This is a genomic window from Myxococcus sp. MISCRS1 (assembly GCF_026626605.1).
In the GTDB taxonomy this organism is placed as follows: Bacteria; Myxococcota; Myxococcia; order Myxococcales; family Myxococcaceae; genus Myxococcus; species Myxococcus fulvus.
On the sequence record NZ_JAPNKB010000001.1, the window covers coordinates 7,446,293 to 7,461,290 of the forward strand.

The 14,998-nt window shown below is 70.5% G+C and carries 14 protein-coding genes; 4 read left to right on the forward strand and 10 right to left on the reverse strand.

Translation table 11 applies throughout. The features are described 5' to 3' along the window. Nucleotides 1-30 precede the first annotated feature (30 nt). Complete coding sequence (locus tag OWM54_RS29670; RefSeq protein WP_267699680.1) at nt 31-939, forward strand: hypothetical protein; 909 nt, start codon at nt 31-33, stop codon at nt 937-939. Between the two features lie 160 nt (nt 940-1,099). Here OWM54_RS29670 and OWM54_RS29675 read toward each other — a convergent pair whose 3' ends face one another. Beyond that, the gene (locus tag OWM54_RS29675) at nt 1,100-2,287 is read right to left on the reverse strand and encodes a THUMP domain-containing class I SAM-dependent RNA methyltransferase (RefSeq protein WP_267699681.1); all 1,188 of its coding nucleotides are present in this window, start codon (nt 2,285-2,287) and stop codon (nt 1,100-1,102) included. Nucleotides 2,288-2,482: 195 nt separating this feature from the next. Next, nucleotides 2,483-3,235 (reverse strand): lysophospholipid acyltransferase family protein, encoded by a 753-nt coding sequence (locus tag OWM54_RS29680; RefSeq protein WP_141331553.1) that lies wholly within the window; start codon nt 3,233-3,235, stop codon nt 2,483-2,485. Nucleotides 3,236-3,537: 302 nt separating this feature from the next. On the opposite strand from OWM54_RS29680, the gene OWM54_RS29685 reads away from it, so the two are divergent. Then, on the forward strand, nt 3,538-4,428 hold the full coding sequence (locus OWM54_RS29685; protein WP_267699682.1) for an oxidoreductase: 891 nt from the start codon (nt 3,538-3,540) through the stop codon (nt 4,426-4,428). Here the strand turns inward: OWM54_RS29685 and OWM54_RS29690 are convergent. The 3 genes from OWM54_RS29690 to OWM54_RS29700 all read right to left on the reverse strand — a co-directional run bounded on the left by OWM54_RS29690 (nt 4,406) and on the right by OWM54_RS29700 (nt 7,855). After that, entirely contained in the window at nt 4,406-6,046 is a 1,641-nt protein-coding gene (locus tag OWM54_RS29690; protein WP_420715355.1) for an ATP-binding protein, read from the reverse strand. The two genes, OWM54_RS29685 and OWM54_RS29690, sit on opposite strands and share 23 nt — an antisense overlap. 236 nt (nt 6,047-6,282) lie before the next feature. Beyond that, nucleotides 6,283-7,464 (reverse strand): TIGR02266 family protein, encoded by a 1,182-nt coding sequence (locus tag OWM54_RS29695; protein ID WP_223748431.1) that lies wholly within the window; start codon nt 7,462-7,464, stop codon nt 6,283-6,285. Between the two features lie 16 nt (nt 7,465-7,480). After that, nucleotides 7,481-7,855 (reverse strand): response regulator, encoded by a 375-nt coding sequence (locus tag OWM54_RS29700; RefSeq protein ID WP_046715860.1) that lies wholly within the window; start codon nt 7,853-7,855, stop codon nt 7,481-7,483. 82 nt (nt 7,856-7,937) lie between these two features. Between OWM54_RS29700 and OWM54_RS29705 the strand changes: the two genes are divergently transcribed. Beyond that, nucleotides 7,938-9,329 (forward strand): M20/M25/M40 family metallo-hydrolase, encoded by a 1,392-nt coding sequence (locus OWM54_RS29705; RefSeq protein WP_267699684.1) that lies wholly within the window; start codon nt 7,938-7,940, stop codon nt 9,327-9,329. 34 nt (nt 9,330-9,363) lie between these two features. On the opposite strand, the gene OWM54_RS29710 is transcribed toward OWM54_RS29705, so the two are convergent. The 4 genes from OWM54_RS29710 to pip form a co-directional block, all read right to left on the reverse strand. Then, a complete protein-coding gene (locus OWM54_RS29710) occupies nt 9,364-9,831 on the reverse strand; it encodes an NUDIX hydrolase (RefSeq protein ID WP_267699685.1) in 468 nt (155 codons plus the stop codon). Then, nucleotides 9,828-11,321 (reverse strand): DUF2380 domain-containing protein, encoded by a 1,494-nt coding sequence (locus tag OWM54_RS29715; protein ID WP_267699686.1) that lies wholly within the window; start codon nt 11,319-11,321, stop codon nt 9,828-9,830. The genes OWM54_RS29710 and OWM54_RS29715 overlap by 4 nt, the downstream gene beginning before the upstream one ends. Nucleotides 11,322-11,439: 118 nt before the next feature. Continuing rightward, a complete protein-coding gene (locus tag OWM54_RS29720; protein ID WP_267699687.1) occupies nt 11,440-11,886 on the reverse strand; it encodes a hypothetical protein in 447 nt (148 codons plus the stop codon). Nucleotides 11,887-11,964: 78 nt separating this feature from the next. Further along, entirely contained in the window at nt 11,965-12,933 is a 969-nt protein-coding gene (pip, locus tag OWM54_RS29725; RefSeq protein WP_223748434.1) for a prolyl aminopeptidase, read from the reverse strand. 249 nt (nt 12,934-13,182) lie between these two features. On the opposite strand from pip, the gene OWM54_RS29730 reads away from it, so the two are divergent. Continuing rightward, nucleotides 13,183-13,374, forward strand: a complete 192-nt coding sequence (locus tag OWM54_RS29730; protein WP_046715856.1) for a hypothetical protein — start codon at nt 13,183-13,185, stop codon at nt 13,372-13,374. A gap of 202 nt (nt 13,375-13,576) precedes the next feature. Here OWM54_RS29730 and OWM54_RS29735 read toward each other — a convergent pair whose 3' ends face one another. Further along, nucleotides 13,577-14,791: a small ribosomal subunit Rsm22 family protein gene (locus OWM54_RS29735; RefSeq protein WP_141327430.1), complete on the reverse strand. Its 1,215-nt coding sequence runs from the start codon at nt 14,789-14,791 to the stop codon at nt 13,577-13,579. Nucleotides 14,792-14,998 lie beyond the last annotated feature (207 nt).

Sequence of the window (14,998 nt, forward strand, 5' to 3'; positions counted from 1 at the left end):
CTTCGTCGTGCGAAGCGAGGAGTGATTGACATGCATGGGACCACGCTCACGCGGCTTGGGCTGATGGTGCTGTTCGCGGTTTCGGTGTCGGCGAGGGCTTCGTCCTCCATGGGGCCGATTCCGCCCGAGGACATCGTGCGGCAGGGCACGTCGGTGGTGGTGGGCCGCTTCCTGGAGGGGACGTCGGTCCACTGGCGCGAGCTGGGCGGACAGTTCGACGACCGGGGACGCCCCATCACGGTGCGCGAGGTGTACACGCTGCGCGACTTCGAGGTCCTCGAGGTCGTCGATGGCGCGCCACCGCCGGCGCGGCTGCGCATCCTGACCGTGGGCGGCACGGTGGAGGGGATTCACACGCCGGAGAGCTTCAACGCGCCGCCGCCTGGAGTCGCGGTGGGATTGGCGTTGCTGCCCGTGGAGGGGCAGGGCGAGACCTTCCTCATCGTGCACGTCCGCTCGTTCGAGGCGGACTCGCCCGCGAAGCTCGCGTCGTTCCGGGGCTTCGTGCGTGAGGCCCGCAAGCCCGTTCCGGAGTCGCCCGAGGACGCGCTGGCTCGAGACCTCGAGCGGCAGCAGCCCCCGCCTCCGGACCCGGCGCTGCAGGTGACGGACGAAGCGACAGGGCCCAAGGTGCCAGAGGAACCTCCTGTCGAGGAGGTGGGGCCCGGGACCCGAGCGACGCCTGAAGATGCTCGCGGGACGCCGGATGTCGTTGCTCCGCGGGGCGCGCCAACGCCCGCCCAGGACAGGGCACCATCGGAGCGAGAAGTGGATGCCGAGTCAGCGCGTCAGGTGCCCCCTTCTCCCGCGGAGGCCGCGACGAAGGCCGTCGAGGATTCGGACACCTCGGCGATTCATGTTGGCTGGGCGGGCTCACTCTTCGCCATCGTCGTCGCGGTGGCCATCGTCGCCCGGGTGACCTTTCGTCGCCGCGATTGAGCCGAGGTGCCGAACCTCCGTGGTGGCTCGCGGAGGTGAAGACCGCGTCACAGGTCGAGACCGTTGCTCCAGTCGGCAGGGGTGCGAGGCCGTCGATGGACGGAGCGCTGGCGGCGCCCTCCGCGAGGGCCACACTTCCCGGGGACACGTGCGTGGCTGTTCAGCGGTGCGGCGTGAGCGCCTCCGTGAGGAGCAGCTTGCAGCGCAGGCCGCCGTTGCGCACGGGCAGGCTCCGCGCCTCCGGCAGGTTCAGCGCCTTCACGAGCCCCGTGTCCTCGGGGACCAGCAGCGCCGCGCGCCAGCCGGTGAAGCCCTTGCGGAGCGTCTCGCCCATCGCCCGATAGAGCGCAGGCAGGTCCTCGCCCTCGCCCACGCGCTTCCCGTAGGGCGGGTTCGCCACCAACAGCCCGGGGCCTCCGGGGGGCGCCGTCAGCGTCTTCACGTCCTTGCGCTCCAGGGAGAGCGTCACGCCCGCGCGGCGCGCGTTCCTTCGAGCGGTTCCCAGCGAGCCCGCGTTGATGTCGAAGCCGTGCAGGGCTCCCCGTGGCGCGGCCAGCGCTTCCGACTCCGCCCGCGCCTTGCGCTCCGCCCAGCCATTCGCATCGAAGCCCGGAAACGATTCGAACGCGAAGCCATGCATCAAGCCGGGCGCGCGCTTCATGGACATCCACGCGCCTTCCACCAGGAAGGTCCCCGAGCCGCACATCGGGTCCACGAGCGGCTCCGTGCCGTCGTAGCCCGCCAGCGTCAGGATGCCCGCCGCGAGCGTCTCCCGCAGGGGCGCGCGGCTGATCTCCTGTCGATAGCCGCGGCGATGCAGCGGCTCGCCGCTGGTGTCGGCGCTCACCGTGAAGACATCGCCCTCCACGCGCACGAGCAACGTGAGCCCGGGACCGCCCTCCTCGTCGAGCGGCCCCGCGCGGGCCACCGACTCCACGCCCCACGCCTCCGCCGCCGCGTCCATCACCACGTCCGCGCCCGGGACTCCCGAGCGCTTCAGCGTCACCGACATCCGAGGTGGCGAGCGACGGTCCCAGATGCGCGACAGCTCCAGTCCGCGCAGGCCCCGGACCAGCACATCCTCGTCGTTCGCCCGGAAGACGCCCAGTCGCAGCAGCACACGGCTGGCGGTGCGCAGGCGCAGGTTCGCCTCCTGATGCAGCCCGGTGGGCCCCTCCAGCTCCACACCGCCCTCGGCGCGGCGAGGCTTCCATCCGAGCGCGGCGCACTCCGACTCCAGCGCGGGCTCCAGTCCAGGAAGGGTGGAGACATAGACATGCTCGGAGGCGCGGGCGTTCGTCACGGGAGGCCCATTGTCCGTGCTCCCGTGCGGACCGCAACGACTCATTGCGGCCTCGCTCCCCGAGGCCGAGCGCTTCGTGGCGAACCGAAGTGACTGAGCGCGGGGGCGCCCGAGGACACCTTCCGTGGCGGGGGCATCACTCGCGCCTCGCGTCCTCCACGCCAAGGCGCGGGATGCGGGCCCGCGGTCCTGCCCGTGGAGCTCCCGTGCAGGGCCCCACGGGCCCCGACACGCAAGCCCTCACGGGGCTGGCGCGGAGGGCGGCTCGTGCAGCCGTGTCACGGACAGCGGAGTCGGGGGATTCGCGTAGACGCCCTGGTACTCGGGAGGCAGCAGCCGCGCCACGCGGCGCATCATCGCGTCCGCCAGCGCCTGCCTCGCGTCCTCCGCGCCGACGGTCTCGGGCTCCAGGTCCTCCATGCGGAACGCCGGCCCCACCCGCACACGGACCTGCGCGTGGTACAGCCGCTCACCCCCCATGTCCGAGTCGTTGATGGGCATCAGCTTCTCGGTCCCCATCAGCGCCACCGGCACCACGGGCACCCCCGCGCGCTTCGCGATGAGCGCCACGCCCTTCTTCGCCTGCAGCAGCTCGTGCGTCCGGCTCCGCGCGCCCTCGGGGAAGATGAGCACCGAGCTGCCGCCCTTGAGCGTCTCCACCGCGCGCCGCATCGCCTCGATGTCCGGCGAGTTGGGCTTGATGGCAATCGTCTCCATCACCTCCGAGGCCAGCCGCGTCATCACCGTGCCCTGCAGCTTCACGCCCGCCAGGAACACCAGCTTCCGGGGACGGAAGGCGCGGTCCAGCGTGAAGCCGTCCGCGTTCGACAGGTGGTTGCAGATGTAGAGACAGGGCACGTCCGGGAGGTTGCCGCGGCCCTCCACCACCTCGTCGGCCAGGGCATCCCACACCCCGTCCATCAGGGTACGCACCACGTGGCGCCGGACTCCCTCCGGCAGCCGTGCCATCAGCGAAAAGAGAATGCGGAGCACGCGTCGGTCGCCTCCACCTCGGGACGGCTTGAGAGCATGGACAAGTCGGCGCCCAGGCGTCCGACCTCTTTCACCCATCCTTCAGCCCCACCACTGGCCACCAGAAGATGTAGTCCCAGCCCCCTCCCCGGTCAGCGCCCGCGTCGAGGCAGCCCCCTGCCCGCATGCCGTCCCGTCGTGCAGCCAACGCTCCGGACCGACTCCGGGACGGGCCACCCGAGGCCCTGTCACGGACCGGTATCCCACGCAGCCCGCGTCAACCCCATCGGCGAGCACCCCGGGTTTGGGCTAAGGGAGGGGCCATGAGCGCCGCCGAAGCGAGCCCCTCGCGCAGCAGGAAGCCCGTGGAGTACGAGGTCACCGTCGACCATGTGCGGGTGGACACGCACGACACGGCCACCCTCTTCCTCGACTTCGGGGACGTCCGGCCCGACTACAAGGCCGGCCAGTTCATCAACATCGACCCGCACCAGTTCCCCGCGCTCGGGCGCTTGTCCGCCTACCTGCAGGAGCAGAAGGGGCGCAAGGAGCCCCAGCGCTCCTACTCCCTGGCCTCCGCCCCCCACGAGCGCCACGTGGCCATCACCGTGAAGGACGAGGAGTTCATCCCCGGCCTCACCCGCTACCCGCCGCTGCTCTCGCCCTTCCTCGTCCACGGCCGGCTCACCGGCGCGCGCCTCAAGGTGCTCGGCTTCATGGGCCCCTACGTGCTACCCGACGACGTGGAGACGCGCACGGGCCACGTCGTCCACCTGGTGGCCGGCTCGGGCGCGGTGCCCAACTTCGCCATCCTCAAGGACGCGCTGCACCGCGGCCTGAAGACGCGCCACACCGTCCTCATGTCCAACAAGACGTGGAGCGACATCCTCTACCGCGACGAGCTGGAGGCCCTGGCCCGGCGGCACGCGGACCGCGTCCGGCTGGTGCACACCCTCACGCGCGAGCTGGACGAGTCGCGCTTCGGCGGCGACGTGCGCAAGGGCCGCGTCCACCAGGCGCTCCTCGAGGAGCTCATCCCGGACCGCGACACGTGCCTGGTCTACGCGTGCGGCCCCGCGATTACTCCGTGGGACCGACGCAAGGCGCTGGAGACGCGCACGCCCGCGACGCCGCGCTTCATGGAGACGGTGCTCGGCCACCTCCACGCGCTCGGCATCGACGACAAGCGCATCAGGCGGGAGACCTACGGGTAGGCTCCAGCGGGAGCACCACCTCGAAGCGCGCGCCCCGCTTCGGCCGACCACTGGCGCGCACCTGCCCGCCATGCGCCAGCACCACGCGCTTGACGATGGCCAGCCCCAGCCCGCGTCCGTTGGCGCGCGTGAGGAAGAAGGGCTCGAAGACGCGGCGCGGGTCCACGTCGGGGATGCCCGGGCCCTCGTCCTCCACCGTCAGCCGCACGCCCTCGTCCCCGGGCTCCACGCTCAGCTTCACGCGCCCGCCCGGAGGCGAGGCCTGCACCGCGTTGCGCACCAGGTGCGTCACCGCGAGCTGGAGCAGCGTCTCGTCGCCCATCAGCTCCGGCGTGTCGGGAGCCTCGTCCACGGTGAAGCGCAGCGTGGGCGCGTCCGGAGGGCCGTGCATCTGCCCCAGCGCGCGCCGCACCAGCTCGCCCAGGTGGACCCTCCGGGGCCTGGGCTCCAGCGGACGCACCACGTCCAGCAGGTCGCGGACGATGTCCTCCAGCCGGATGGCCTCCTCCTCCAGCATGCCCACCGCGGCCTGCCCCGTGGGGCCCAGGTGCGCCTCGCGCCGCAGCACCGCCACCGCGTTGAGGATGGCGCCCAGGGGGTTGCGCACCTCGTGCGCCACCACGCCCGCGGCCTCGCCCAGCACCATCAGCCGCTCCTGCGCCACCAATTCGTCCTGCAGCCGTGACACCTCCTCCAACCGCTGTGAGGCGACGCGGTGGTGGCGCACGTTCTCCAGCACGCCGCCCACCATCTGCGCGAACAGCTCCAGCGTGCTCGCGGCGGCGGGCGTGAGGTTCAAGCCCTGCGCGGAGAGGATGCCGAAGGGCTGGCCCTCCACGAAGATGGGCGCGTCCAGCGCGCGGATGCCGGGAGGGTAGGCCCGCTGGATGTCCTCGAAGACCTCGCTGCTGTGGATGCGGTGGGCCGCGCCGAGCGCGTCCTGATGGAAGGCCGCCTTGCGCCGCGAGAGCACCTCCGCCAGATGGGGCAGGGTGGTGAGCGGCAGCCGCACCTCGGTGACGGGCATGCCGTACTTGCGCTCGGCCAGCGCGACGATTTCGGGCTCCTGCCGCATGGGCCCGTGCCGGAAGGTGTCGCCCTCCACCAGGAGGATGGCCGCGTAGAAGCCCTGGCGGTGCACGGCCTCCACCGCCGTCTCCAGCACCTCGTGCTCGTCCCGGGCGTGGAGCAGCTCCGTGGCGGCGGCACCCAGGGCCTCGGTGAGCCGGCGCGCGGTGTCCTCGCCTCCCGCGTCGTGCAGCAGCACCACCGTCTCGTCCGGCGACGCGCCGGGCGCGTACGTGGCCGTCAGCGTGCGCTCCTGTCCATCCGCGCGGCGCATGCGCAGCCAGAGGGGATGCTCGGGACGGTTGCCGTCGCGCACGAGCGCCTCGTGGAAGGCCTCCACCCAGCCGCGCTCGGCGGAGATGAAGCGCGCGATGTGGGCGGAGACGGGCGTGGCCTTCAGCTCCTCGAGGGAGATTCCCAGCAGCGAGGCCATGGCCTGGTTGGCCACCAGGACCTGCTCTCCCCGGATGACGGACGCGGCGGTGGGCAGCCCGTCGAGCAGCCAGTAGTCAGGAGGCGTGGCGGGGGCGTCGGGAGGCACGGAGGTCATCCTGGAGGGCCGTCGGGAGGGGGATGCAATCGTCGGCGCGGTGTCCCGTAGGAAGGGGGGAGGGGGCAACACGAGGGACGGAGGACACCATGAACAACTTCATGAATGTGATGGGCCGCGATGACCTGGAGCTCAAGGCGGTGATGGCGGTGATGGCGACCTTCGTGATGACGGGCGCGGTGCTGCTCGGACAGCTGCTCTAGGCGTCCTGTCCGAGCGGCCCCTACCGCTCGGGCCTACTTCGGGGGCTTGCGGCTGACGAACTGCTGGATGAACTCGCGCTCCTCCTTGCGGAGGCTGCTGAGCCGCAAGCCGTAGCCGCGAGGGTTCTTCCCGTCGTCCAGCGAGTTCTCCCAGATGACCGAGCTGCGCAGCGTCATCACGCGCGACGGGTCATCGAAGCGCAACGTCAGCTCCACCAGCGTGCCCAGCCGCAGCGGCTTGTCCGTCGCGATGAACAGGCCGCCGGAGGACAGGTTGATGATGCGGTGGTCCGTGAAGATGCCGGTGTTCTGCATCGACACCTTCACGTCCGCGTGGATGCGATCATCCTGGCGGCGCTCCAACCCCACGAACTCCGCGCTGGAATAGGTGGGCGCGGCGGCGGCCCGCCTCAGGGGCACGGCCGGGGGCGGCGGCGCGGGCTGCGGCGGCGGCAGGGTGTGCGTGCGCTGCACCGGCGGCGCGGCGGGCACCCGGGCCGCCACCGGCGCCGAGGGCTGCATCACCGGCGGCGGAGGACGCGGCGGCGGCGCGGGCTGCGGCGGCGGCTGGGGCCTGGCGGCGACCGCCACGGGCGGCGACGCGTACGCGGGGGCGGCCACGGGCGGCGGCGCATGGACGGGCGCGGCCACCGGCGGCGGCGCGTACGCGGGGGCAATCGAGGGCGGAGGCGCGGGCGGCAGGGGCCCGTTCATGTCCAGCCGGGGCGGCACCGGGCGGGCCTGCTGGTAGGCGCCTTGCGAGTAGAGGACCTCCACCTCGCGCATGCAGCGCGACAGGAAGTCGAAGATCTCCGCGGACACCTTGCGCAGCTCCGGATGCGTCTCCGGGGCCAGGTGCTCGGGCGCGAAGCGCTTGGCCATGCGGAAGAAGGCCAGGCGCACCTCGTCGAGCGAGGACGAGGGCTTGGCGCCGAAGACCTCGTGTGGAGGCAGGTTCTGCAGCCCCTTGAGCTGGGTGCGCAGGCGCTCGGCCTGCTGCTGCTCCACCGACTGTGACGGGCGCGCGGCGGTGAACAGGTCCGCCAGCTCCGGCAGCTCCTGGAGGGCCACCCATTGGGTGCCATCGCGCGACGCGCGCACGGCGGCCTTCATCCGACCGGAGGCGATGAGCTCGCGCAGGGCCTGGAGGGCGATGGGCCCCAGCACGCGGCCGAGATTGTCCGCTACCCAGTAACCGACAGCAGGAGACGACACGCAGACACCTCTGAAGTCAGTGAGCCAACGCCTGGCGCACGGCCGAGGCGATTTCCAGCGGATGGAAGGGCTTACCCACGAAGCCCACCGCGCCAGCGGCCATGGCCTGCTCCACCACGGGCTCCGCGTCCATGCTGCTGATGACGAGCACTCGCGTGCCGGGCGACACCTGCTTGATGGCGCCGAGCACCTCCAGGCCGCTCTTCTTCGGCATGAACAGGTCCAGGAACATCACCGCGGGCTTCTCGCGGGCGGCCACCGCGAGGCCCTCTTCTCCGTCGGCGGCCTCGAGCAGTCGCAGCTCGATGCCCGTGTCGGCGATGACGTCCTTGAGGATGCGGCGCACGAAGCTGTCGTCGTCGACGAGCAGCAGTGTCGGGGTGTCGGACATGGCGCCGCATGATACTTGGACCGCGCAACATCCGCGCGAGGGTCTGCGTCGCCTGCCTGCCTTTTTGGGTTAAGGGGTGAGCATGTCCATTGACCAGGCCCTCTCTCACTTCGAGTCCCAGAAGAACGCCTACCTCGAGGACCTCATGGCCCTCGTGCGCATACCCAGCGTCTCGTTCCCCGGCTTCGACGCCGCCCGTGTCCGGCAGAGCGCCGAGGCGACTTCTCGACTCTTGAGGGACCGTGGGTTTGAAAACATCCAGCTACTCGAAATCGGAGATGCCCATCCCTATGTGTATGGGGAGGTCCTGCGGGCGCCAGGTGCACCGACGTTGCTGTTGTATGCCCATCACGACGTGCAGCCGGCGGGGGATGAGTCGCTCTGGAAGAGTCCTCCGTTCGAGCCCACGTTGCGCGACGGGCGGCTGTACGGGCGGGGCACCGCGGACGACAAGGCGGGCATCGTGGTGCACACGTCGGCGGTGGACGCGTGGTTGAGGGGCGCGGGGAAGCTGCCGCTCAACGTGAAGGTGCTCATCGAGGGGGAGGAGGAGATTGGCAGCGGGCACCTGTCGGAGTTCCTGCGTCGGCACGCGGCGCTGTTGCAGGCGGACGCGATTGTGCTGACGGACACGTCGAACTTCGACACGGGGCTGCCGTCCATCACCACGGCGCTGCGGGGGCTGGTCACGGTGGACGTGGAGGTGCGGGGGCTCAAGCAGGCGGTGCACTCGGGGATGTGGGGTGGGCCGGTGCCGGACCCGGTGATGGCGCTGTGCCGGATGCTGGCGACGCTGACGCACGCGGACGGCTCCATCGCGATTGAAGGGTTGGGTGAGAAGGTGAAGCCGCTGACGGCGGGGGAGCGCGCGAGCATCCAGTCGTTGCCGGGGGACGAGGCGACGTTCCGCGAGCAGGTGGGGTTGTTGCCGGGGGTGGAGGTGCTGGGCGGGCGGCACCCGTACGAGACGAACTGGCGTCAGCCGAGCATCGCCATCAACGCCATCCAGGCCAGCAGTCGGAAGGACGCGCGCAACATCATCTGCGACGCGGCGTGGGCGCGCGTGGGCATCCGCATCGTTCCGGACCTGGACCCGGCGGACGTGGAGCGGCGGTTGAAGGAGCACCTGCGCAAGGTGTGCCCGTGGGGGCTGGAGGTGGAGTTCCAGACCGAGGGCGCGTCGGGGTGGTGGTACACGGACCCGTCGCATCCGGCGTTCCAGGCGGCGTTCCGCGCGCTGGAGAAGGGGTACGGGACGAAGGCGGTGGCCATCGGCTGTGGCGCGTCCATTCCGTTCGTGGAGCCGTTCGCGCGGGAGCTGGGCGGTGTGCCCGCGCTGCTCATCGGGGTGGAGGACCCGTACACGTACGCCCACTCGGAGAACGAGAGCCTCCACGTGGGCGACTGGGAGAAGTCCATCCGCAGCGCCATCCACATCTACGAGGAGCTGGCGCGGGTGCTCACCGCGCGGTGATGCGGGTGTCCCTGACGGAGGCCGCCTTCGTGACTCAGGCGCCTTCGTCGGGGAGCAGCGTGCGGAGCAGTTCGTCGTCGGGTCCGAGCGGGCGCCAGCCAGGAGGTGGTGGGCTGGCGAGGAGCACCTTGCGCACCTGTCGCACACGCTCTTCATGGGTTTCTGGCGTGTACGCGGACCAGCGACCCAGCGCCATGGCGACCTCGAAGCGGTTCGAGTCGTCCAGGTTGGGCGGCCAGCCGTTGGGGAGGCCTTCGGCCAGCTCGCGCACCAGCACGTCGCGAACGAAGCGCGTGACCTGCTTGTTCTGCTCCGCTTCGTACAACAGTCCGCTCAACAGCTGCACCGCGGCAACGTCGTTGCCCAATTCGTCGGCCAGGAGGTGTAGCGGAACAGCGAGGCGCGCATTGGCAAAGGCGGTCAGGGAGTCGAAGCCTCGCTCGCGGACGCGTTCGTACAGACGCGCCTTGATGTTGCCCTGCCATGCGCCTCCGCCGCTCATCGTCCTCTCCCACGGGTGAAGCTCATCGGGATTCTATAGTCCCGCATGCTCTTCGCGACGAGATTCAGGATCTCGTTCCGCGTCAGGGTTCGGCCCGTGGCGGATTCGGCGTCACCCAGGGCCTTCATGATCATCCGGTTCCATTCTCCCGGCCAGGTGCGCCCCAACTTCCAGTTCGCCCCACCATGAATCGCCTCGTGATCCGCCTGCTCGAGACGCACGCAGAACTGGTCGATGTCCATGTCTCCCCTGAAGCCGCGTTGCTCGAACCAGGCGCGATGCTCCTTTGGCAGGACGTGGTGCTTGGGGGCTTCGGACATTCCCGCGCCCGCCTTGCCAGTCACCTGCATGCCACGCACTTCGGGGCTGTCGCCCAGGGCGTCACGCACGCCCTTGGGCAGGTCCTGGCGCGTCTGCGACATCATCACCTGACCGCCGTGGATGCGGACAGCCGCGCTCACGACAGGGAGTGAGATGACGCCCGCCTGCACCAGTCTTCGCATCATCTCCACCCATTCGGCGGAGACGACGAGCTGCGAGCCCGCCATGACGCCCCCTGAACTCATCACCAGGCCCGTGCCGAGCGTCGCGGGTGTCGATGGGGGTAACCGGGGCAGCGACATCTTCAACGTAGAGATGAGCGCGAGCATCTCCATCACCTGAATGGCCACCATGATCTTGCCGCCCGATTCCATGACCGAGCGTGCATCTCGATGAATCGCGTCGAACTCTCGGGTCAGCTTCCCCATCAGCTCGGGCATCCCGGTCGCCGCCACTTCGACGCGCTCGGGGTCCAATGACGCAAGCTCCTTCAGGGTGGGCTCCATCAATCCCTGGACATGGTGCATGTCCGCGAACAGCTTCTCGGTGCCGCACATGGGACAGTCCCGCAACAGGGCGTCAGCAAGCTGGAGGAAGTCCACCCATGCGGCCAGCAGCACGGTCCCGAAGAGGGCCGCCTGGAGGCGAGAGCCCGACATCCGGAGCAGTGCCAACTCCATCTCCGGGTCCTCCACGTCCGATGCCACGGTGACTCGCACACTGGCACTCCCCAGGGCGCGGCGAACCCACTCCATCTGGCTCGCACCGTGGTCGAGATAGCGCGTGAACACACCGTCGAGCCCCCGGCCACCCAAGGATGTGGGGCGTGTGGCGAGTTCTAGACGCGCGGCTTCGATGCGCTTCGCGGAGTCCTTGGCCTCGTTGATGGCGGCCAGGACCGCTTCGCGAGTCAGCGCGGTATCCGGCTCGACGCCAGCGACAAGTCGCGTGGTTTCTCGTGCGCGCACCTGTCGCGAGAATCGTTGTCGTCCCCGCTCGCTCGGAACAGGTCGCGAACCCTCCTCGTGCGGCTCGTATTTCAGCGCCCCGCCGCGTTCGATGGGATGCATCCCCGAGGCGCAGCCTGTCAGCAGCAACCCCAGGACCATCAGTCCGGCCACGCGCATCTTCCACTCCGGATCCGCCAGGAGGAAGGGTCCTGGCAACATGGCCCTTTCCGCGGTTCCCATCCAGGGGCGTGCAGGAGCAGCCTCACGCTACTGCTCTCCTCTCCTGGATTGAACGACGCCTCAGGTCCATGCCGGCGGCCGGCCGTGCTGGATGCTGCTATTTCTTTCCGAACCCCAGGTGCGCGAGCGCCGCCTTCACCCAGTCCTTGATGGACACGGTCTCGAAGGGCACGGCCTCGCGGCCGGGGTACTTCTTCTCGAAGTACGTCACCGCCGCCACGCCCATCGCGAACGCGGTGCCGCCGCTGGCCGCGCCCTTCAGCAACCAGCCGGCGACCGGAATCCAGCCCACCGTCTCACCCACGATGGAGCTGGCCGCCTTGCGCGCCACGATGCCCGCGCCCAACGTGGGAATCATCCCGAGCGACTCACCCAGGCTGAGCTTCTCTCCGTAGATGCCCGCCACGTGATAAATCATGTACGCCTCGATGGCGGACGTGAGCGCCGTGTGCGCGCCCGGCACCGGGATGGGCAGCGCGGCGGCCCCCGCGGCCCTCAACGCACTCTCCTCCACCCAGCTTCGCGCGGCCTTCTCTGCTGACATGTGCTCGTCTCCCGAGGACTGACCCGTCCCCACCACCTTAGGGACTCCCCGGGCCGAGCGAAAGCACGCGGCGCCCCCTCACCCTGGACGGAAGCGGTCCGTGGCCTCCAGCAGCGCCGCCGTCGTCCCCGGCTCGTTCGCCGAGTGCCCCGCGTCCGGCACCATCACGAACCGCGCCTCCGGCCACGCGCGATGCAGCGCCCACGCGCTCTCCGGCGGACACACCACGTCGTATCGCCCCTGCACGATGACCGCCGGGATGTGACGGATGCGCGGCACGTCCTCCAGCAGCTGCGTGTCCGAGCGCAGGAACCCGCGATGGAAGAAGTAGTGGCACTCGATGCGCGCGAACGCCAACGCGAAGTCCCCCGTGCTGTTTCGCGCCACCAGCTCCGGGTTGGGATGCAGGTAGCTGGTGTGCGCCTCCCACACGCTCCACGCCCGCGCGGCCTCCAGCCGGACCGCCATGTCCGCGCTCGTCAGGCGGCGGTGGTACGCGCCCAGCAAGTCCTGCCGCTCCTCGATGGGAATGGGCGCGAGATACTCCTCCCAGGCCTCCGGGAACAGCGCGCTCGCGCCCCGCTGGTAGAACCAGTCCAGCTCCTGCTTGCGCAACAGGAAGATGCCTCGCAGCACCAGCTCCGTGACGCGCTCCGGATGCGCCTGCGCATAGGCGAGCGACAAAGTGCTGCCCCACGAGCCCCCGAAGAGCATCCACCGCTCGACGCCCAGGTGCTCGCGCAGCCGCTCCAGGTCCGCCACCAGGTCCCACGTAGTGTTCTCCTCGAGGCTCGCGTGCGGCGTGCTGCGGCCACAGCCCCGCTGGTCGAACAGGATGATGCGGTACGCGGCCGGGTCGAAGAAGCGCCGCTGCCGCGCGTCCGTGCCGCCACCCGGGCCCCCATGGACGAACACCACGGGCTTGCCCTGGGGGTTGCCGCTCTCCTCGAAGTACAGCTCGTGGAGCGGGGACACCCGCAGGCGGCCCATGCGGTAGGGCTCCACGGGCGGGTACAGCGTCCGCGACGACCGGGACGGGACGGACATGCGCCTTCCGGGACTGCGAGAGAGCCCGAACGCTAGCGGATGCGCGCGGCTCCCGCGACGCCACGCCCCCGGCCCGCATGCGCGGGTGTTCGCGTGTCCTCTCGCTCGGCGTGGAGACTGTCAGGCAGGGCACAGCCCCCAGGCTCCGGGGCACGCCAGGCGCGATGTGACGGCGAAGTTGCCCGCGTGCGACGTGGTGTTTGCGGGGGTGGTGGATGCTGCGCGCAACTCCACACCCCGGAGCGTTCCATGAACATCGCTTCCCTGATGAACCCCCCTCGGAAGAATGCGCAGGACACGTCGACCCACCTCACCACCCTGGTCCGCGTCCAGGCCACCGTCCTCGCCCAGGGCGCGCTCACCGTCGCCAAGGACCAGGTGAAGTCCTTCCGCCACATGCTCGACGTGCTCACCGGCGCCTACGCGCAGGCCCGTCCGTAGCACCGCGACCGCGCAGGCGGCCATCCCTCGCGGGCATGACGACGCGCGAGCGGCGTGAGTGCTCGAGAGGGGAGGTCAGTGCCTCCCACCGGAGGCTGAACCCCTTCGACGTGCCCCAGAGGCGACTCCGGGGCGCGTCAGCGTGAAGCCGACGTCGACGTGCTCGCGGGGCGTGTCGGTCCCCGAGGGGCACGTGGACGTCTCAGGAGGGCGCGCCGGGGCTCGGGCTGGTTCCCGGGCTCGAAGGCGCGTCCTCCTTCGGAGGCGGGGGAGGCACGCCCTTGCCCGCGGGCGCCACCATCCGCACCTCCGATGTCTCCCCGAGCGCCAGGCCGTCGCCCTTGGGCTCCGTCTCCGTCACCGCGATGACGTCACCCCGGTGCAACTGGAGGAAGCGCTCGTTCTTCTCGTTGCGGTGGCGCTCCTGCATCGCCAGGCCCACGCGGCCCTCGGGCCCGCAGCCGATGTAGCGGTGGCGCCCCTTGCCCTCCAGCGGCTCGGAGACGATGCGGAACAGCCTTCCCGGCGGCGTCTGGGGCCACTCCTCGCCCTTGGGCGCCAGCATCAGGTAGCTCATCTTCAGCGCTTCCTTGTGCAGGCTCGCCGCTCTGGCCAGCTCCTCCACGACGCGAGGCATCGGCCACGGCCGCTCCGCGTGGCACCAGTCGGTCTCCTTCACCAGCGCCGGACACGGCCCCCGGTACATGCACGGCGCGCGCACCGCGTAGCCTCGCGCCACCAGCGCGTCGCGCACGTGCAACAGGCCCCGGCTCGTCTCGCGCAGCGCCGGCTCCATCACCAGCAGGCTGCCGCCCTTCTTCACCTTCGCCAGCACCGCCTCCAGCAGCGCCGCGCGCGGGTTCGTCGCCGCGTCGCCCGTGCCGTACAGCTCGTTGATGACGTGCCCCATCGTGATGAGGTCGAACTGTCCCTCCGGCAGCGCCGCGGCCTTCTTCGTCGGGTCCCACTCGCGCGTGGCCAGCGCCTCGCCGGCCTCCGTCGCCAGCGCGCGCGCCAGGTTCAGCGCCGGCTTGCTGCGGTCCGCCGCCGTCACCTCCTTGGCTCCCGAGTCCATCGCCGCGAAGGCCACCGGCCCCGGGCCACTGCCCAGGTCCAGCACCTGCCGGGGCCGGTTCGGCAGCTCTCCCAACACCTGCCGGGCCTGCGCGTAGGACACCGGCCAGTAGAAGAGGAGATAGGCGCCCAGGAGTTTCGGGTCGTCCATGTAGCGCGCGCCCGCGAGCTGCCGCTCCCGCGTCAGGCCCATGGACAGCTGCCGCACGCCGGCGCCCACCTCCTTGACCTCCTGCGGCGTCAGCTTCGTCTCCGGCCCGTCCCCCCGGCCGCGCGACTGGCGCCACACGGCGATGAGCCGCGGCATCCACCGCTCCAGGTCCTTGCTGTATGCGTTGCTCATCCCGCCAAGCCTTCGACCGAGGGGCCGCTCCCGGCAGCGGCCCGTGTCAACCCGTTGTCACCGCGCCACTTGCTCAACTCCACGGTCGCCACCCGGGGGCGTCCGCGTTAAACCCTTGTCGCACATGATCTCCGTCCAAGGGCTGCGCAAGCACTACAAAGTCCACAAGCGCCCGCCTGGCCTCAAGGCGGCCCTCCGCTCGCTCTT